Source organism: Rhodococcus sp. 24CO (genome assembly GCF_050586165.1).
In the GTDB taxonomy this organism is placed as follows: Bacteria; Actinomycetota; Actinomycetes; order Mycobacteriales; family Mycobacteriaceae; genus Rhodococcus_F.
The window spans coordinates 281,407-300,820 of sequence record NZ_JAZFNF010000003.1; the positions used below are offsets into that span (position 1 = coordinate 281,407).

Below are 19,414 nucleotides of genomic sequence, written 5' to 3' on the forward strand. Positions count from 1 at the left end.
TCCGACAATCCACCACATAGCTGGAAGTGTGCCACACGACTGCAGGCGGCGGGGACGTAAGTCCCGTCGAGGTGGAAGGTTCACCCATGAATTCATCGCCCAGAATTATTCAAATGGCGAAAATTGGCCATTTTATCTCGGGCCGATAGATCCTCAGCCGCCTCCGGGGATGATTCCCGATCGCCAAAGCTGGCCCATGACATCGATCAGCCAGGAAGTCACTGCGGGTGGAAAAGGGGACCAGAAGTTCCAACTGTCTCCCGCCAAATGAATGAAGCTGTCCATCTCAACCACCTCTTACGGTCATTGTTCGTACGCGGCGTAGGGATACCTCATACGCCAGTTTCCATAACTCGTCGACAGCAGAATTTATGAACCATCATTTTCGGACACGAGTTTCAGAACATGGCCAAACGCAGGTCAATACTTTGCTACGGCCGTGGTTCACATATCAGCGTTTATGAAACATGGTTCTGGGAGGCCGAAAATCGGGGCCGATCAACTGCCGAGGCCGCGGCGGCACGCTTGGGCCCCGGTGCGGTGAGTGGTCATGCAACCGCGTGGCGACTGGAGGGGTGTTTTTGATTATCGGATACTGCGGTTAACATGAATGAGATATTTATCCAGCATGCAACGAAGAGGATTCCCTGTGGCTGAAATATTCATTCGCCAACTCATCGACGATCTCGACGGAAAACCCATCGACACCGGATTGGAACACGAAGTCACCTTCTCCTATCAGGGTGCCGATTATCGGATTGATCTTCGACCCGCCAATGCCGACAAGATCGCAGCGGCGTTCGCCCCTTATATGAAGGTTGCAGAGAAGGTCTCCTCTGCCAGCAAAACCCGCGCAAAAGCCTCGTCTGCGACTAAGACGTCGGGATCAGGTCGATCCGTCGATGAACTGAAAGCAATCCGGGAATGGGCCGGCAAAAACGGATTCGACGTCTTTCCACGCGGAAGAGTCAAAGCCGACATCATCGATGCTTTCGATGCCGAACATTGAGATTGTAAACAGAATCTTTTCTCACTGACACCAACGAGTAGCACACCTGCATCCCGTGATTCTTTCTCGGTGAGGGAGGGGAAGCTCAGGCGAGTTCGAGGCCACCCTCGGCGGCGAAGACCAGACCGCCGTTGTCGGGGACGATCGTCCATCGCAGCACCGGCGCCCAGCCCCGCACCAGCTCACCGTCGTAGATGACGGGATCGGCGTAATCTACGACGACGACCCACCCAGTCGGGTCAGACCCTAGCAGCCTCGATCGGTTGAGGTCTTTGGGTTGTTCTTCTCTGCGGTGGTGCACTCTGGGTCACCTCATTCGCTGTCGCGCTCGGATCGTGGAAAAGCGCTCATAACAATCCCAATATCGAAGGGCGTTGAAGGACGGCGCTGAACGTGCTCCAGAATGGGGTCGACGGCGGTGTTGGACCGGCATTTCCTGGCCGCAGCAGGAAACTCAGTCATCTCGGCAGCCCGCTTTGGGCCCGAATTCCGGCCGCCTGGCTACACGTTCGAGGAGAGTGTCGAGGGACTCGTGGAGTAACTCGCCTGCATCCTCGATGAGGTGGTCGTCGACACCGTCCACTCACATTTCCCCAGCGTAGACAACACCATCGAATTCATCAGGACTTGAAGCTCGTCGTCTTGACGAGGCGCGCACGAAACGGAGTGCTCGCAACCATCTTCCGTACCATCGGAACAGCGCTCAGCTTGGCGCACGCTGTCGAGAGATGCTAGGACTTTCGACCGGTCACGTATGGCAGTATAGAAATTTCCTCGTGAGATGATCGGTTCTTTCCCGAGTGAAGGATGCCCCCCAAGCTGGTTCAGGTCGGCGGCATCACCCTTATCGGTCAGGCAGCCGCGCCACTCATGCTGTGTCACGCCGCGGGATGGTCAGAGTTGATGAACCCTCTACTGAGACGTCGGAGTGAACCGTGCCGGATCCGATGCACATCAAAGTCTCCGGATACTCCGGTGCGGTTCACAGCGCCCGTCCACATGACCTACGGTCTTCGTGTGCGTCGTGGATGATGATGATCAACATTTATGGTCATTGGATCGTCGGACCGTGCAAGCCGCATCCAACGTCCTCATAGCAGCTCTCGAAGAACTCTGAACTACTTGGATCCTGTGACGGTGATTATGTTGACCTGCACTTTTGGGGCTGTTGTGCTTCCGCCTCGTTGTGTGTCGTAGGTCTGAGAGCCGAGAACTTCGACGTGCAGTGTTACGAAGTCATCTTCGACGACGTCAGCTACCAGCGCAGCGGTCTCGGCCGTGACGATCGTGTTCTGGTCGTAGTCGTACGACGCATCTTGTGGCGACCCGGCTGTGCGGGCAAGAAATAGCGTGTTGCCTGTTGCGGCGTCAGCCTGAGTGACAATTCCGTAAAGGGTCAGCTTCCGGCCTTTGTAGGCGTCAGGGTTCTTTGCGAATAGTGCGAAGTCTCGGTCAGATATCGACTCGTAGGTATTCGGATCGAACTTCGCAGCTTCGGCTTGTCGTTTAGCTTCTGCGGCTGCGGCCGCTGCGGCTTGTGCGGATGTGGCCGCAGCAGCGCTTGCGGATACTTCAGCAGCAGATTTTGTTGTAGTCGTCGGCTTAGCAGTGGTTGTTTGCGCAACTTTGGATGTGGTGGCTGCGGCTATTTCGGTCTCATCGGCATTACCACTATTGGCTGCTGCAATTCCAATGAAGATGACTACGACAACTGCGGCAATCGCGCCGAGAACAACTTTGTTCGACTTCTTCTTAGGCTCGTTACTGTTGGTATCAGTTAATCCAAGTGTCGGTATTTCTTCGCTGGTCTGCCGTGCCGATTTGATTTGTTCCGGCTGCGGTACAGGAGCAATTGGTGTGACCGGAGTTGGTGTGGGCTGAGTAGCGCTGGTCCACTGGTGACCGTCCCACCACCGCAATTGGTTCGGAACTCCCTCGGGATCGGGAAACCAACCTGAGCCGGGAGGCTGAGTCATTGTCGTGCCTTTCAGTTGCTCCACGGCGACCGTCGCCGTAGCTCACTTTCGATGTATTCGCGCTCTTTGCGGCGAGGCAATTTACGCGGGTTTTGAGGATTTCGTATTCAACCCAGAGATTTTCGGCAGTTCCGTCGTGGACTTTGCAATTGATCCCAGATGACAGCATCTAACAGGCCGTTCAGTTCGACGAGGGTTTGAGCTGTTAGATATTGCACATATTCTTCACGCATGGCTAGGGATGGGTCATCAGGTATGGAGCTCTTCGATCTTGATCGGGCAAACGCTGACCCGACCTGTTTGCGTGTCTGACGACAAACCGGCTTATGGGCAAAGGGGTCACGGACCACTGCAGTCCGTGGCCTACTTTCTGTCTCTATCGGAATTTGGATTAGTTAGAACTGCATTCCACAAGAACCGTTAATTCATGGTGGCGGCAGTAAGCCTACACCAGGCATTTCAATGCAGCTTGTGTGCCCTCGGTTCGTAATCAACCGAAGAAGTTGCCATGTGTTGACTCCTCGAAGTGGCCGTCGAAATGCCATCGATCGAGTACCAGCTCATCTGGCGGGTAGTCCGCCAGCAGTAAAGCGGCGCATTATAGTGCGTGATCGGCGCAGCATCAGCACCCCGTCTCCGAGCAACTGAATCTGCGCGCAGACGACCTCCTGGTGTTCATTGGCGATGCGAATATTGGGACCCATGTCGAGGACGAGCGCAACCGGTTTGTCGGGCAGTGATTTCACTATCCAGTCGACCATTGTGGCCCACTCCGAAACTTCACTTGAATTGGTGGAATCGTCCATCGTCACCTCTCTATTCTTTGAAATTTCTGTGTACGTCGTTGCATTTGTCTGGTTTAGATCGTTCAATCGGGGGATTTCAGTGGGTGGCGGAGTACCGGTCGGTATATGAAGTGAATTCGGCTAAGATGTCAGCCAGTTCGTCGTGTGTCATGTCGGGGGGAACGTGGCGGTATATATATGAAATATTTGGTTCCTTCGAGTGATATTTTATTTTCTTGGTGTCGTCGTGTAACACGTACTTCGCTTCGGGCGTCGAGGTATTTACGGCGCCTAGCGGATCATATCCGCCCATGTCGTCGTGGCCAACGTAAAGGTCCAAGCCGAGCCAGTCTCGTTTGACGATACTTCCATAAAAGGAATGAGAAATCTCCGTCAATGGTGTTGACGCATTCAGATGGGTGCTGAGCAGCCAGTACAGCATTCCGGTGTGGAATCCGTCTTGGTCCGAGGCGGAGAGTTGGTACAGGGGATCGTTTGCCAAGGCGTCGACAACGTCGCCCTTTTCGACTCTCATATTTTTCACTTTCACTCTGACGCTGCGTTGGCTGCTGGGATATTCTCTGACGTTCCGGATTTGTACTGTATGTGGGATCAGCGAGGACCGGCGCGACGTAGTTGCTATCGGAGTTTCTGGAGCGTGTCGACGGTCGGGCGCCAGTTCATCGGCATGGTGGCAAGGCCGTAGTCGACGAAGAGTCTGATCATGTCGGAGCGGTTGGGTTCGCCGTCGCCTTTGACGAACTCTTCGAGCAACGCTCGCTCATCCAGCTGCATCAGGATGTCGTCGCCAAGGCGTAAGGCGGTGGCTGCTCTGCGGGGTCCAGGCCGAGGCATATTCGTATCCGTTTCTGTTGTCGGGCAAAGGAATCGTGTCGGTTGAGTGGTGCGTGGTGCGAGTGTTGCGGGTGGTAGGGAAGGTTGATGTCTACCGGAGGGCGCGGCGCATCAGCGCCGCGGTTTCTTCGTTGTAGGCCACCAGCGTCACGACCTCGACCCTGGTGTCCGCGGACCGGATCGCTGCGACCGCCTGACGAACCGCGTCCGCCTTCGGCCAGCCATATGATCCGCCGGAAATCAACGGGAACGCGACCGTGCGGGCGCCGACAGAATCCGCGGCAGCGAGACTGCGGGTATACGACGCCCGCAGCAGTTCCGACCGATCCTCGCGGCGTGAGTACCGCGGGCCGACGGTGTGAATCACCGACTGCGCGTGGAGTTTTCCCGCGGTGGTGGCGACTGCAGCACCTACGGTCAGACCGTCAGGCAGGCTGGTGGCGCGCAGCACCTGACAGGCGGCGAGGATGTCGGTTCCGCCGGCGCGGTGAATGGCTCCGTCGACTCCGCCGCCGCCGAGCAGCGAGGATCGGGCGGCGTTGACGATGGCATCGACGTGGAGGGTGGTGATATCGCCTTCGATGACGTCGATCCTGGTCATTACTTCTCCGCCGCGGTCGTCCGTGTTGGGGGTGGTGGCGGCCTGCCAGAGTTCAGGCTTCGGGTCAGCCCAGGGCATTGCGCCGAGTACGTCGTCGGGGTTGGCTCCGAGCAGCATCGAGTACCGGGCGGCGACCGAGGGGGTGCGGCTGTGTGCCTGGACGCAGTGCAGGAGAACGCGTTTACCTTCGGCGCGCAGGGCCTGCACGGTGCGGGCGGCATCGTCGAGGACGAACTCGAGGTTCGGGTTCTTGTCTCTACCGGCGTCGATGAGCCGAAACTCGATGTGTTCGCCGCTGACCTGTTTGGTTCCCATTCGGCACAAGCTCACCACGGCATCGAACCCGGAACCTTCGACGGCGTCGCTGCCGCCGAGCAACACTCCGTCGTCATGGGGGTGACGGGTCAGATGGCCGGTGCCACGGAAGCGGCTGTAGTCGAGGGCCGCCGTGGACGGCCAACCGTGTGTGTCATCGCATCCACCGTTGGCGGTCTTGACGGCCAAGCGCACCAAGTCCGTCGCCGTGTAGCCGGGCCAGCCGTGCAGGATCCGCCGCCAGCGCGCCGGTACTGCGGATGCGCCCCACCGGGCCCCGAGCAGACCACCGGCGATCGCGGCGGTGGTATCGGTGTCGCCGCCGGCGCGGACCGCGGCTTCGAGCGCTCGCTGCAGGTGGCGGGCGTCGCCGGCGTCGGTGGTGGTGATCGCCCACCACGCGGTCTGCAGGGCGTGCACCACCCAGCCGTTGTTCGCGAAATCTTCGGGGGAGCCCTGTTCAGCCTGATCGAGCAGCGGTCCCCAGAACTCGGCGACCGAGGACGAGGCGATGGACAGGTAGCCGCGGACCCCATCGAAGGTGCCGTGCAGAACAGCATGTCGAACTGCGTGCGTCCATAGCTGGCAGGCCTGGACGGCGCGTTCGTCGTCGTGGGTGAGCGCCGCGATTTGAGCGGCAGCACCGATGCACTCTCTCGCGTTGTCGAGGTAAGCGAGCGCCACGGGTGCGGTGCGCATCAGTGAGCCGTTGCCGCCTTTGCGTCCGGTGATTGCCCGGGCGCGGGCCGTCATGGCTTCGGCGCTTGCGGGGCGCTGGGAGAGTACTGCGCGGGTCTGGTTGCCGATGTCCTTCGGGTTCGAGTCGAACCACCGAACGAACTGCGCCGCAACGCCGTCCAAGCCGGCGCCGTGACCGATGTCCGCGCCGGTTGCGGCGACTTCGGCGATGGCGAGCGTCATGGAGGTGTCGTCGGTCCATTCGCCGGGAGCCCAGTTGAACGGACCACCGCCGATCATGTCGATGGGGGTGCCCGATTTGGGGTGCGTGAATTCGTAGCCCGCACCGAGGGCGTCACCGGCGGCGGTAGCGAGCAGAACCCCTGCTGCGCGATCGGACTGCTGTGCGTTCAGGTCCATGACATCTCCTTTGATCAACTTTGCGCTAACTATAGATCAGATTTGAGATAATATGCAAGAGTGAATGAATGGACAGATTCGAAAGGCAAGACTCTTGGGGACTACGCGCGTCCCTCGGTGGCGGTGGATGTTGCAGTGCTGACCTACTCCGGCGGCGCCCTGCAGGTGTTGGTGGTCAAGCATCGCCGCGGTTCGTTGGCGTTACCGGGGACCTTCTTGCATGAGGGCGAACTACTCACCGACGCAGCCGAACGGGCCCTGCGCACCAAGGCGGGCCTGGTCGGTACACAGTTTCACCAGTTGTCGATGTTCGATGATCCCGCCCGCGACGATCGGGGATGGGTCCTGTCGATGGCCCACACCGCCGTCGTACCTGCGGCAGAGCTTCCTGCCAACGCGATCCTGGTGAACGTGTCGGGCGGGACAGTGGAGCAGGAGTTGGCGTTCGACCATGCCGACATGGTGCGGCTAGCGGTCGAGGACCTGCGCTCACGATATGCATCGCACGTCGACCCCGCCGGCCTCTTAGGTGACTCGTTCACTGTGCTCGAACTGCGCCAACTCTACGAGGTGATCTTCGATCGCGAATTGCAGAAGGACGCCTTCCGGCGCCATGTCATCGAGGCCCTCGAAAGCGCGGGAGAGCTGTCGAACCCGGGTAACGGTCGCCCTGCCGAGATGTTCCGCAGGAAAAGCGACGGCAAGCTCCCGGCGCAAGCTGCAGTGTTGCTGACCGGATAGGGCGCATCTTTAACAACGGCTGCTGGGATGCAACCTCATGCAGTGTGATGGAAGAGGGACGGCCCCAGACTGCGAAAGGCTGCACCCCTTGAGTGGTGCAGCCTTTCGCAGTTCAGGATCGGGTCGATAGCTTGCGACGAGATGACTTGAACTCGGTGATTCGCTCTTAGTTCAATTCTCTTCGAAGCCAGACTGGTCGAACTTGAGGGTGCGTGCATTCTCGGAAACAGTGCGGATCTTGCTCTCGTCGAAGCCGGTATTGTTACTGGCTTCGATTTCGATCCGCACGGTGAGAGCGGTGTTCGTATCGGCACGCAGATGAGCGAGCACTTCGTCAGCAATGTTCTTGAAGTCGAGGGCAATCTTGTCGGCATTGAGGGTCTTGACGCCGTAGAAACGTGTCTTGGTTTTGACATCGGGGAAGACGATGTCGGGCCGCGGTGGTTTCTTGGTCGACGACGACGAGCCTTCGTCCGGCCGCTTTGACTCTTCGCCGTCCTGCCCCACCGGAGCCTTCGACTCGGCCTCGTGTTGTTTGGTCGCCACGTCGGGGCGAACGAGTAGCAGTGAGTCGGTAGCGGCGGGGACGGCAGCTTTGTCGTCGGGGATCCACAGCCCAATGTAGCGAGCAGTGGTCTCGTCGTACCCGGTAGCCAGGGCGAAAGCATCCGTTTGCCAGATCATCGGCAGGTCGACGATACCTTCGTCCAGTACGCCTCGGTCACGGAGTCGAGGCATATAAGGGTATTGGCTGTAGAGGCCCCAGAGGATGCCGAGGGAGACGTGACCGTCTTTCCAAATTTGGGGGACTTTGCTGATGGCTAGGCGAATGGTGGCGGCGGCTTGCCGGGTGGACAGGTCACCGTCGTTGCCGAGACGGCGTGAGACCCGCTCGGCCAGCGAGGGGGACTGACCCTCGACCTTGACCTCGCGAATCAGGAACGGAGCGCCGGGATCGGGCTGGGCGGGGACCAGTGCCCAGGTGAAGGTCTGCAACAGCCGCGAGGTGACAGTCTGATCGGCCTGGGCCTGTTTCTGCGCGGCCTGGTTTTTCTGGTTCTGGGTCAGGTCCAGGTCGGCCCCATCGCTGAGGACATGGCTCCAGCCAAGATAGTCGCGGGTGGCGTGGTCGAGTTCCTCGAGTCGAGCTTCGTCAGCCGCCAGGAAGATAAGCATATTGCGGTGGGTCCGGTTGGCGCTGCCGCGCTGCTCGGTGGCCTTACGGGCGAACTCCTTGGCAGCGGACTCGGTGCCACGTTTGTGGGACACCTTAGGGTGCAAGATGACCAACCGGGCTTCATCGACATCGGGGATGTCCGCGTTGGACTCGGGACTGACGTGCACGCCGGCGAAGTCCGCCCGGGTGCGGCTCTGTCCCTGCAACCTGCGGGCAATCTCGGCCCACACATCTTCCTTGTGAAGCCGCTCGGCCTGATCCTTCGCGGTCCGGCTGATATTCGCCTGCAGGTCATACCAATATTTCCCGGAGCCGGAATAGAAGTACGTCGCCCGGTCACCGAGTTGAGTCAGGGCCGCGTGGAAGTTTCCAGGCACATCGCCGGGGACGGCAGTACCGAGGAACACCCGCTGGGTGCCGATGCCCTTGCTGGCTGCACCAGGCGCGACAGTGGGTGCGGCGCCGAAGAACACGGTACGAGCGAGACGCTTGGTCAGCGACCGTTGCCCGAATAGTGGCTTCTCCTTGTCGATCCGTGCCGGTTCGGAATTGGGCCCATCGACATCGGCGTCGATGATCGTTTTCCAGGAATCCTGAAGATACTGCGTCAGTTCGGAGTTCACATTCGCGGTCGCCAGTGGGATCGAACCGGGCATGATGAGCGGCGAGGCGTCCTCACCAGTCCACAACGCGTGAATCACCGTCGACATCAAGCGCAGGACACCGCGGGTGCGCTGGAACCGCTCCAGCGATGACCACTCCTCGTACAGCGTGTCGAACAACTCCGGATGGATGGGATACGTTTCCTTGATCCGGTCCTCGTAGGCCGAGTCGCGGGCATCCCGGGGGAAGTCGTCAGTGTATTTGCGATACATCTCCACATACGCCCGCGCGGACGCACCAATCGCGGCCAGCGCTGCGGCGTCCGGCTGGGTGAACAGTCGCTGTTTGACGATGTGATATGACTCTTTCGGCGAGGCGGGGCGCCATTGATCAGCGACCCGGCGTACGACGTTTTGGAGTCGTTTGAGTGCCTCTAGGCCGTGGGCGCCACCGACTTCCTCGGCGTTACCAGCGACGTACGTGTCCGCGTCGTCGCCAGTTTCCGAGGCCGGGATGGAGATCGACAGCAGCACACCGGGGGTGCCCTTTACTGCCTCCGTCAGAGATTGGGCGAAGGTGAACTGGTCGTCGAACGTGCCGCCGGCGAGATCATCGCGCCCCACCAGGGAGCGGGCGTAGGCCACCCACTCGTCGATCAGGATCACGGCTGGCGAATATGCAGTCAATAGGTCGTGCAGGGCTTGGCCTGGCGGCGTGCGGTCAGCGTCTGCTTTCGCTACTATCCCGTAGCCTTCCGTACCGCCGAGTTGCCACGCCAACTCACCCCACATCGTGTTCACCTGGGTGCCGTCGGACTTTGTGGCACCGGAGGGGCTCAGGTGGTTACCGACGATAGCGACTCGATTGATCTTCTCGCCGGTGTAGCCACTGCTGTTCAGTAACTCTTGGGTCTCCTGCGGGAACTGACCTACCGGCAATCCGTCCGCGATGTGCCAGAGCGACAACATCGAATGAGTCTTGCCGCCACCGAAGTTGGTCTGCAAGTTGATGACCGGTGAAGCATTACCGTCGCCCGAAAGGCGACGCACCGCCCGTCCGATCAGGTCGCGGAGTCCTTCGGTGAGGAAGGTTCGTTTGAAGAACTCCACCGGGTCGGCATAGTCAGCGTCCACCTCGCCGCCGTTCGCGACCTTGAAGAGGTCGGCGGCGAACTCGGAGGCGTGAAAATTACCTGTGGCCACGTCTTCGTGGGGCGGCAGGACCTCGCGCCACGGCCGAAGTCCAGCGGCCTCGGGGTTATCGACGGCAGACTTGAGTACCTTCTTGTCGGCCTTGTCCGCGGTGACACGGCGCAGGTTCAGTCGGATACTCGTGACCTGCTCGGCCTCAGCGGCCGCGCCGATCAGTTTGAGTAGACGTTCACCGGTATCGAGGGCCCGGTAGGCGTCGTCGTCGCTGAACGAGCCATTGTGAGCCCAGGTGTTGCGCACTTCACGCAACTCGTTGGCGAAAGTCTCACCGGTACGGCCGATCGCCTGGCTGAACGGATACCAGCGCGGTTGGTAGTTGGCGGTGATGTTGCTCTCGGTCAGCATCCGGAACTGAACTTGGGGGTCCAGGGGGTCGTAGAGCTTGCCCGCCGGCGCCCCGTTCTTCAAGTCTTTGCCCTGCACCAGCTTGACCCACTCCGCGCCCAGGGCGGGATCCAACTGTCCGATGATCAAGGAGATGAAGTCGTCGAGAGCAGGCGCCAGCACCTGGAACATCTGATCGATCCGGTCACGGTTACTCACTGCCATGTCAGTTCAACTCCCACTCGTCCGCGAGTTTCCTCGTAAGTTCCGTCTGGCGTTGCTCGACTACGGTCGGCGTCCACTCTGGGCAACTCAGCACTTGAGTGGTCAAGGCGAAGAGAGCAGCCCCCTTGCCGCTCGTGAAGTACTTCGACTTCTTCACCGCGAAGTCGAAGTTCTGCGCTTGGCTGTTCTTGGTGCGGTTGAGCAGCAACAGATTGCCGAGCCGATGAGTCCAGTGCGCCCGCTGATCCTCGGTGAAGTCGTCGAGCCATCGGCTGTCGACCTTCGGATTTTGCGGGAGAACGTGCTCTACCGTGATGATCTTGTGGGTATACGACGCTCCGGGGTCATCAGCGATGATCGAATCCAGTCGTAACAGCACGTACTTGCGCACCTGTTTGACGAGATAGATTTCCCCGCCAATCCGCTCGCGGGTCTGCTTCTTTTCCTCATCACTGAGGACAAAGGCTTTGGCACCCAGACCGTCACCGGCATCCAACTGCTTGAGTAGCTCAAGGTACCGGGCGACTCGCGGTGTCGTATATACCCTCCGCAGCAAGAAGCTCGCGGCGAGCCGCTCCAACTTCTGGAGAAACGAGTTGAGGAAGGCCGGTTCGTCCTTGTGGTTCTTCAGCGCCCAGAGTGCGGCAGGACGCCAATCATCGTTGTCGAGCTGGACAAGTCGCTTGAGCCAGGCATTGACGTCGTCCCACAGACCGCCACCATCGAAGTCCTGGTTGATGAGCCGTTGATCGGCCAGGGAATAGGGTCCGAGCAGGTCGTCGATGAACGCCTTGCCGTTAGCCGGCAAATAGTCGTTCAGCACCTGCTTGGGGAATTCGACCAGCAGACCGCGCTCGGCACGCGCCTTGGACACAATGGTTCTCAGATAGAGAAACAGGTTACCGAACTCGACTCGTCCGAGCTCTTCTTCCAAATCCTCCCAGAGGTCGGCATAGTTACCGCGATCTGACTCGGTGATAGCACCGACCACCTGGGACTTGAAGATGTCCGGAGGTGTTAGAGGTAGACCACGTGCGTTCATGACACTGAAGATCCGATAGGCGCTGTTGAGATCTGGGGTGCTCACGACCACCAGAAACGTTCTCGACGCCATCATCACGAACAACCGCTTGCGCTCGTCATCCGTCCAGTCGGCGAGAGCCTCGTGGAGGGCCTCAGCGTTGTCGCGGATCGACTTCTGGGCATCAGTCTTGACGTGGTTGTCACTCAAGCTCATGAGCGCCGCGATAGCACCATCAGTTTGGACGTTCTCTCGGAAGAACTTGGCGTCCCGATCACGTAGTTTCAGTCGAGGTTTGGCAGGCCGGTTGTCCCACACAACCTCCGGTTCTTCCACAAATTTCTGGATATCCACGCGAAGCGAGGGATTCACCGCGAGGTCTCGGAGCACCGAGAACACGATGGTGAGCGTCGTGAGCCGTTGCTGGCCATCGATCACCTCAGCCGTAGCGACTCCCTTCTCCTTCACCAGCACCACCGAACCGAGAAAATACGGTTCATCGGTGTCGCGATCGAGCGAGCTCTGGAGGTCGTCCAGAAGTTGGAGAGTCTCGTCCTTACCCCACGCGTAGGGGCGCTGGTAATCAGGGATCGCGAAGTCATACTCGGCGGTGAAAAGCTTCCCGAGCTGTACCTCGCCGGCATCTATTGGCTTGAGCGGCTGCGTCATTCGTCGTCCTCGAAGTCGAAGGCGCCCTGCGCCGCGATCGTCTTCCGGGGCGTGCGGGCGACCTCAAGAATCTCGGGCCAGCTCGTCACCAGGGTGTTGAAGCTCAACGCGTCTTTCGTCCAGCCGTTGGCTTCCGAAATGCGGAACAGTAGATGGGCAAGTTCCTTTACGAGGTCGGCGTCGATCGCACCATCGGGGCGGTCTAGGGCGGATTGAAGGAAATCGCCGGCTGGGTTGATACCGTCGCGTTCGAGCCTCCTGATTAGATGTTGCAACGCCTCCCAATTGCTGATGTGGGAATCTTTGAGGACGTCGTAGTCCCACGCCAGCTCACCAGGTTTGATGAGCTGGACGTTCCCGGCGCGGCTGATCAGGATCCCATCGCGGTCCATGATCGTGATGCTGGTATTTCGTGCTCGCGCGATGCTATCGGCAGACCCGAATTTGCCAGCGCCGTAGCCGTATTGGCGGTACCAGGCGATGGCGAATCGGCTGGTGGTGTCGAAATCGCCTTCCTGCTCGTTCAGTACCTGGTCGAGAATTTCATTGATGCGCGTCAAGGCTGAACGCACCGTCATCTTCTTGCCATCTGGCTCCAAGACGGCGCTGTAACGGCTAAATACAGCCATGCCAGGGCCGATAGCTGCCTGGGGTAGGTCGACGGGTGCGATCTGGCCCTGCTGTAGTTTCCGAAGTGCATCTGGCAGTTCAGTTTCCAGTGCTGCGATGAAGCCACGCCGATCAGTTGTTGAGGTGTTCAGATCGCGCGGCCGCAGGGACAACACGATTGATGATGCTAATGAGTTCATTCCACTCGCCATCATTCGATTGGCAAGTTCACTTCGAAGCGGCCACGTGGAGGTAATCTCCCAGCCGCCCCGAATCATTCCTTCGAGCAGGGTTTCCCAACCTGTCGAGGAGGCGCTGTCGCCGTCCGACTCGCTTTGTTTGAATGCGTAGTAGACCGTGATTGGAAAGTCAGGCAGCGCCGCCGCTCGCGCATGGGCGAATACGTCGCGAAATCCGTCCTCGAAGAACTGTTTGGCGCGTTCCTTGCCGTCTTGCCGATAGGGATTGGCAACAAGTTCCTCAGCTTTAGGGACGAGTAGGGTCGAAAGCAATTCCGGGTGAACGTCTCGTAGGGAACGGCGGAGCCAGACGTAGAAATAATCAGACAGGTCCGAGTACCCGATATTGTCGTAGTAGGGAGGGTCGGTGCTTATAAGGACACCGTCGTACGAGCGGGACGCAGCATTTGCTTGTGTAACGCTGCCCGCTCGGCTTGCAGGCGCGAATTCGACGGCCTCAGCGGTCCATTCAATCTGGCTCAGGTAGTTGCCAGTCGATTCGGAGAAGGGCGCAGACTCAGCGAAATCCCAAGTCATCGGGATCGCTTGACGGCCGAACGTGTTTCGAATTTTCGACGCGGATGAATCCCAACTGGCGATAGTGGAGGATCGATCGGCTGCACGACTGATCCCTAACCCGAGGTATGTCGCAACGGCATCTGCATACTCGCGCGAGCCGCCATCGGAGAGCACTCGCGAATGCGCTACTGCAACAAGGTCGCTGAAAGTGGTCAAAGCGATCAACTGACGACTGCTGAAAAGATCCTTGAATTCGACTAGGCCGTAAGTAGGAGCCTTTAGATCTCTCGGATAATAACCCAGCGTGCCCTCAACGGTATCGCTGGGAGGGGTCACAGCAGTAGCAGCTAGCTCATGTTCTGGGGTCGGGGCGAGGAAGATGCGCTGTCTATGGCCTTCGGCAACAATGGCCATTAGCTGCGCACCGAGTCGACCAGCACGCCCTTCAACCCTAATATAGGCAAGTGGAACGGCGGCTTCGCACGCTAAGCATCGCGCGCCAGTTCTGCCCACAGTTCCATCATTGGCTGCAGTCGGCGCAGCCGACTTGTCCGTGCCGATTGCGAAGGAAACCCTCAGCCCTGCAGTTGTCGAAGTGTCTTCGACAATAGACGGTATGACATACGCTTCTTTGCCTTTTCGTTTCCCAAGCCACCAACTACGGACAAGGGGCATTTGGATGCCGCAGGCAGGGTTCGGGCAAGTAACAGTTCGCGTCCACAGCCACGCAATCACGGTTGCACTCGTGTTGTCGGGCAACGCGGCGTTCGGATAGATGTGGCCTATCCGCGTCTTCGCCTCATCGCGTATCCAGGCACCGTAGGCGCGAATATCGGAGGCAAGGCCTTCTGCGCCCCTCCAATTACGAATCTCAGACTCGGCCAGGCCGGGGAAGACCGGTGGCTGGTCGGTGAACTTCGGCGGAATCTCAATGAGAGCCTTGTTAATAAGCACTGCAACCGGGTTCAGATCCGAAGCGTGCGCCTTCAACCCGAGCCGCTGAGCTTCCAGCGGGATGGTGCCGCCACCAGCGAAAGGGTCGAGGATGGGCGGTGGGTTGCCGTCGGTGGACTTGAGAATCTCAGTGTGAGCTTCGGCGAGCAGCTTCTTGTCACGCGCGTTTTCCCAGATGACGAGGCGCTCGATCAGATTGTGCAGACGCTCGCGTTCTTGCCGCTGGAGTTCCTCGGTCGGGAATTCCTCAGGTCGTGAGGACGGATCGTCCACGAGCTGAGCAAACAGTACCGCGCGGGCAGCCGCCAGCGGCCGACGCGCCCACCAGAGGTGGAGGGTCGAGGGTGCCCGTGGCGGATCGACTTTTCGCGGGCAGACTCCCGGTTAATCGCCTCCAGCGGCAAAGCCACCTCGATCAGCTTGCGCTTTGTCACTGCTTCCTCAATCTATTGAGCCCATCTCTGGGCATACGACTTGCGGCGAACGATGTGAGGCGCCGACCTGTGAAAACCTTAGTCGGGCGCCCTGGAGGAGCTGGGACGTACCTGAACGATGCTGTTCTGTAGTGCTTCGAGGAACGGCATCTCCGGATAGGTACGGTGGGTCCAGCGCTGCCAACGCGACGGGTGACGCGGCCCGTCGCCGACATGCCATGCAGGGACGGAACGATCGACGATTTGCTCGGTTAGCCACACCACCTGCTGGCGGAAGTGAAGACGAGCCTCCCCAACTGGGGCTGTTGCCCCGTACGCCAGTAAAATGCCTTCTGCGGAACTGATACTCGCTGCGAGATTCGGACGTGCCTGCAGCCACCCCGTTTCTGTTGCCCCTAGCTTCGCTATAGCGCCGGTTGCGTGTGAAGGAAAAGCGAACAGGTTTGCGGTGCGAATTTCGGTGAAGCCGAGCAGTTCAGCCGCGACTTCAACCCGTCGCAGGGTCCGCGTACCGTCGGTAAGGGGTGGATTCGCCAGGATGGCAACCAGTCGGCCGGTCGTCGGTGCTATCAAAACGGAGCCTTGCCCTTGGCCCACATCTTGTCCCAGCTGCCGCGGATACCAGTGGCGTCGAAATCGCCGAGGTCGGTGGAAGCGAAGGGATCGTCGAGGTAGCGAACCTCATCGAACTGTGCACCGCGGGGATCGACACGGACGAGAGCGAGCCGGTAGCGCGGAACAGCGTTCTTACCGGTCATGACCTCGTTATGAGTGACAAAGAAGTCCTTGGCACCGTCGATCCGGGCCTTGACCTCGATACGGTAAGTGTCACCGTTGGGCGCGGTGGAAAGGATGTCGAAACCTTTGTTGTTGAAAGCCTGCTCGACGGGTTGACGGCCGACCTTCTGCTCGCAGGCCAGGACGAGGTCGACGCCGCGGCGTTCGACCTCCTTGGTTTCTTTGGCGTGGATCGGCGCTGTGGCGGGTAGGTCGGTTTCTTCGATCATCCCGAGGGGCAGCACGAGGGCCGCAGTCAGGATGAGCGGTGGCTTAGTGGACATAAGCGCCTGCTGGTCGAGAAGTTCCAGGCGCTGACGGAGACGGTGGTCGAGCTCGACGGCCTTGCGGTTCAGACTCTCTGACGATTCCTTGGGCTTGTCGCCGGCTTGCTCTTTCTCCGCCGCGACGGCGGCATCGAGGAGGAGCCGTTCGGTCTCGCTTTGCAGGCGTCTGGTGACAAGTTCGCGGGTCTTGTGCAGTTCAGCCGCCCGCTGAGGCTGAACCTCGGCGAGATACTCGGGGAGCTGATGGGAGATGATCCAGCTCGCCGCTTTATCTTCCGCATCGGCCAGCCAGGGGAGCGAGCGTGCGGTGGCGACTGCCGGCACATCAGGGGCCGCCACACAATCCAGATACGGTGCCGGTCCCGCCGGCGTGATGGTGCCGTAGTGATCGACAAAGGCGTAGCCGAAGTGGCGGGCCACCGAAGAGCCGGTCGCGTCGGCGACTTCCTCGATCACTCCGACAAGCAGTTGTGGTTCCTCCAGGGTTGAGGACACCAGCACGGTGCCGGCGGTGAGGGTGCCTCCGAACTGTCGGAGTGCTTCGTCCATCACCGCGTCGTGTAGGGGGTGGCCGGGGGCGAGCAGGTCGGCGCGGGCGAGGTCCTCCGGTTGGACGTAGGGCAGATCGAAGGTCACCCGGTCGTAGCGGGTTGCGATGGGGCCGTGCTTGCTGGCACGGAGATGGGCGGGCACGTTGGGGATCTCGTAGCGGCCCTTTTCCCGTTTCGTGATGCGACCTCCGAGCCGGGTGAAGGCGGCCTTGAACGCCAACTCGATGTAGTGCGGTTGCAGGCGGCGGGCACGGGCGTCGTCCATCGCGGCTCGGAGCGCAGCGAGGTCGGAGTCGGCGAGATGCTCGGAAGCGAGGGCGCGTTCGTCGAGTAGCTCTTTGAGTCCGTCGCCGACCGAGTGGTCGATGACCTCGTGCATTTTGGCTTTCACTTCCGGCAGTTCGCCGTACTGGATGGCATTCATCAACAGGTCGCGTAGGGGAGTGTCGGCGAACGCTTCGCCGAGTACATCGAAGACCTTGCCGCCGTAGGCTTTTCGCTGCTCTTCGATCTTTCCGAGCAGTCTGGTGAAGACTTCACCTTCGCGGGTGTTAGCTGCGACGAGGTTCCACAGGCGGCAGACCTCTTCCTGCCCGATGCGATGGATGCGGCCGAAGCGTTGCTCGATGCGGTTCGGATTCCACGGCAGGTCGTAGTTGACCATCAGGTGCGCCGCCTGCAGGTTGAGGCCTTCACCTGCCGCGTCCGTGGCGAGCAGGATCTGGCAGGCGTGGTTCTTGGTGAACTCCTCGGTGATCTGTCGTCGTTCACCGCGGCGCACACCGCCGTGGATGGCCTTGACCGTGTCGGGGCGACCGAGGAGGGACCCGATCCGGCCTTGGAGGTAGTCGAGGGTGTCGCGGTGTTCGGTGAAGATGATGAACTTGCGGGGCCACCCGTTGCGGTCGGTGGTGAGGGCGTGGTCTTGCAGGATCGTGGACAGTTCGGTCCACTTGCGGTCGGTTCCGGCGTCGCGAACTTGTTTGGCGAGCCGTGTCAGGTCGGCGAGTTCGAGTAGTTCGGTGTTGAGTTCCTCCACGGTCTGCGCGGCTGTCGCGGCGTCGAGAAGTTCTTCTTCAAATTCTTCGATCTCGTCGGCGTTGTAGTCGTCGGTATCGAGGGCTGCCAGATCGAGGCTCGGTTCCGTCTCGGTGTAGGTGCCGTTGAGGATGTCCTGTTTCTTGCGTTCGAGTCGTTCGGTGCGGCGAACGAGGCTTTTGTAGATCGCTTCGGGGCTGGAGGCGAGCCGACGTTGGAGGACGGTGAGGGCGAACCCGACGGTGTTCTTGCGCTTCCCGCCGATGCGTTCGGCGCGGTTCATCCCTTCGCGGACGTAGGAGGTGACCTGTTCGTAGAGGTCGTACTCGATTGAGGTCAGTTCGTACGGGACGGTCTCGGCGATGCGCTCGGGAAAGAGTTTCTTGCCCTCGAAGGTGAGCAGGTCTTCCTTGACCATGCGGCGCATGATGCCGCTGGTGTCAGCGGTGACTTTGTTTTTACCCTCGAACCGGTCTTTGTCGATCAGGGTAAGGAACAGTTGAAAGTCCTCTTCCTTCCCCGAGTGCGGGGTCGCTGTCATCAACAACAGGTGACGAGTGATCTCGCCCAGCGCTTCACCGAGCAGGAACCTTTTGGTTTTGTTCAACTTCCCACCGAAATAGTGGGCTCCCATGCGGTGCGCCTCGTCGACGATCACCAGGTCCCATTCAGTTTCCCCGAGCTGATCCTGCAATTGCTCGTTACGGGAAAGTTGGTCCATGCGAGCGATCAACAGCGGATTGGAGTCGAAGACGTTGAGGTTGATATTGGCGTCGATCAACTGGTTCGTCAGCAGGTCGAACCGGAGCCCGAACTTGAAGAACAATTCGTCTTGCCACTGTTCGACGAGCCCACCCGGAGCGACGATCAAACATTTACGAACGTCGTCGCGCAGGATCAGTTCCTTGATGTAGAGGCCGGCCATGATCGTCTTGCCGGCACCCGGATCGTCAGCGAGAAGAAACCGCAGCGGAGTGCGCGGAAGCAGCTCCCCGTAGACCGCTCTGATCTGGTGAGGAAGCGGCTGGACGTCACTGGTCGCGACGGCGAGCATCGGGTCGAACAAGCCGGCGAGGCCTATGCGCTGCGCTTCGGCGACAAGCTTGAAGTCCGAGGCCGGCGCATCGAAGGGGCGGCTGCCGGTCTGCGCGATGTCGAGCTGAGCTTCGTTCTTCCGAAAAATGACCTGCTGCCCGAGCCCCCCGACAGTCGTCTTGTAGGTCAGCTCGAGAGCATCACCGCCGTGCCACTGCACCGCGATCACGGTGACTACTTCGGCGGGGATCAGCCCCTGCAGGCGTAATCCCGGCTTCAGTTCTTCGAGCTGCACGTTGAACCTCCAGATAGACAGTTGATCAACGCTAGCGGAGGGGTACGACAAGGTGGATCATCGCAC

The 19,414-nt window shown here is 59.9% G+C and carries 12 protein-coding genes and 2 pseudogenes; 2 read left to right on the forward strand and 12 right to left on the reverse strand.

All coding sequences use genetic code 11. The annotated features are described in order from the left end of the window. Positions 1–649 precede the first annotated feature (649 nt). Positions 650–1,009 carry a histone-like nucleoid-structuring protein Lsr2 gene (locus tag V2B23_RS08565; RefSeq protein WP_430949958.1) on the forward strand — a complete coding sequence of 120 codons (360 nt, stop codon included), beginning with the start codon at positions 650–652 and terminating at the stop codon, positions 1,007–1,009. Between the two features lie 85 nt (positions 1,010–1,094). Here the strand turns inward: V2B23_RS08565 and V2B23_RS08570 are convergent, their stop codons facing one another. From V2B23_RS08570 to V2B23_RS08605, 8 genes and pseudogenes are all read right to left on the reverse strand, one after another. Beyond that, entirely contained in the window at positions 1,095–1,310 is a 216-nt protein-coding gene (locus V2B23_RS08570; RefSeq protein WP_430949959.1) for a hypothetical protein, read from the reverse strand. Between the two features lie 153 nt (positions 1,311–1,463). Next, a complete protein-coding gene (locus V2B23_RS08575; protein WP_430949960.1) occupies positions 1,464–1,592 on the reverse strand; it encodes a hypothetical protein in 129 nt (42 codons plus the stop codon). A gap of 535 nt (positions 1,593–2,127) precedes the next feature. After that, the gene (locus V2B23_RS08580) at positions 2,128–2,985 is read right to left on the reverse strand and encodes a DUF2510 domain-containing protein (protein WP_430949961.1); all 858 of its coding nucleotides are present in this window, start codon (positions 2,983–2,985) and stop codon (positions 2,128–2,130) included. A 560-nt stretch (positions 2,986–3,545) separates the two neighbouring features. Further along, positions 3,546–3,791, reverse strand: coding sequence for a hypothetical protein (locus tag V2B23_RS08585; protein WP_430949962.1), 246 nt, complete (start codon positions 3,789–3,791; stop codon positions 3,546–3,548). 76 nt (positions 3,792–3,867) lie between these two features. Further along, positions 3,868–4,305 carry a hypothetical protein gene (locus V2B23_RS08590; protein WP_430949963.1) on the reverse strand — a complete coding sequence of 146 codons (438 nt, stop codon included), beginning with the start codon at positions 4,303–4,305 and terminating at the stop codon, positions 3,868–3,870. A gap of 104 nt (positions 4,306–4,409) precedes the next feature. Further along, positions 4,410–4,625, reverse strand: a complete 216-nt coding sequence (locus V2B23_RS08595) for a hypothetical protein (protein WP_430949964.1) — start codon at positions 4,623–4,625, stop codon at positions 4,410–4,412. Between the two features lie 91 nt (positions 4,626–4,716). After that, positions 4,717–5,226, reverse strand: a complete 510-nt coding sequence (locus tag V2B23_RS08600) for an O-acetyl-ADP-ribose deacetylase (RefSeq protein ID WP_430950211.1) — start codon at positions 5,224–5,226, stop codon at positions 4,717–4,719. Between the two features lie 477 nt (positions 5,227–5,703). Continuing rightward, a pseudogene (locus V2B23_RS08605) lies at positions 5,704–6,639 on the reverse strand (ADP-ribosylglycohydrolase family protein); the annotation flags it as partial. A gap of 60 nt (positions 6,640–6,699) precedes the next feature. Here V2B23_RS08605 and V2B23_RS08610 point away from each other — a divergent pair. Next, positions 6,700–7,380, forward strand: coding sequence for an NUDIX hydrolase (locus tag V2B23_RS08610; protein WP_430949965.1), 681 nt, complete (start codon positions 6,700–6,702; stop codon positions 7,378–7,380). Between the two features lie 171 nt (positions 7,381–7,551). Here V2B23_RS08610 and V2B23_RS08615 read toward each other — a convergent pair whose 3' ends face one another. From V2B23_RS08615 to V2B23_RS08630, 4 genes and pseudogenes are all read right to left on the reverse strand, one after another. After that, positions 7,552–10,920: a Swt1 family HEPN domain-containing protein gene (locus V2B23_RS08615; RefSeq protein ID WP_430949966.1), complete on the reverse strand. Its 3,369-nt coding sequence runs from the start codon at positions 10,918–10,920 to the stop codon at positions 7,552–7,554. Between the two features lies 1 nt (position 10,921). Further along, positions 10,922–12,610 carry a DUF262 domain-containing protein gene (locus tag V2B23_RS08620; RefSeq protein WP_430949967.1) on the reverse strand — a complete coding sequence of 563 codons (1,689 nt, stop codon included), beginning with the start codon at positions 12,608–12,610 and terminating at the stop codon, positions 10,922–10,924. Next, a pseudogene (locus V2B23_RS08625) lies at positions 12,607–15,377 on the reverse strand (DUF1156 domain-containing protein). The gene V2B23_RS08620 and the pseudogene V2B23_RS08625 overlap by 4 nt, the downstream one beginning before the upstream one ends. A 557-nt stretch (positions 15,378–15,934) precedes the next feature. Continuing rightward, positions 15,935–19,348 (reverse strand): helicase-related protein, encoded by a 3,414-nt coding sequence (locus tag V2B23_RS08630; RefSeq protein ID WP_430949968.1) that lies wholly within the window; start codon positions 19,346–19,348, stop codon positions 15,935–15,937. Between the last annotated feature and the right edge of the window lie 66 nt (positions 19,349–19,414).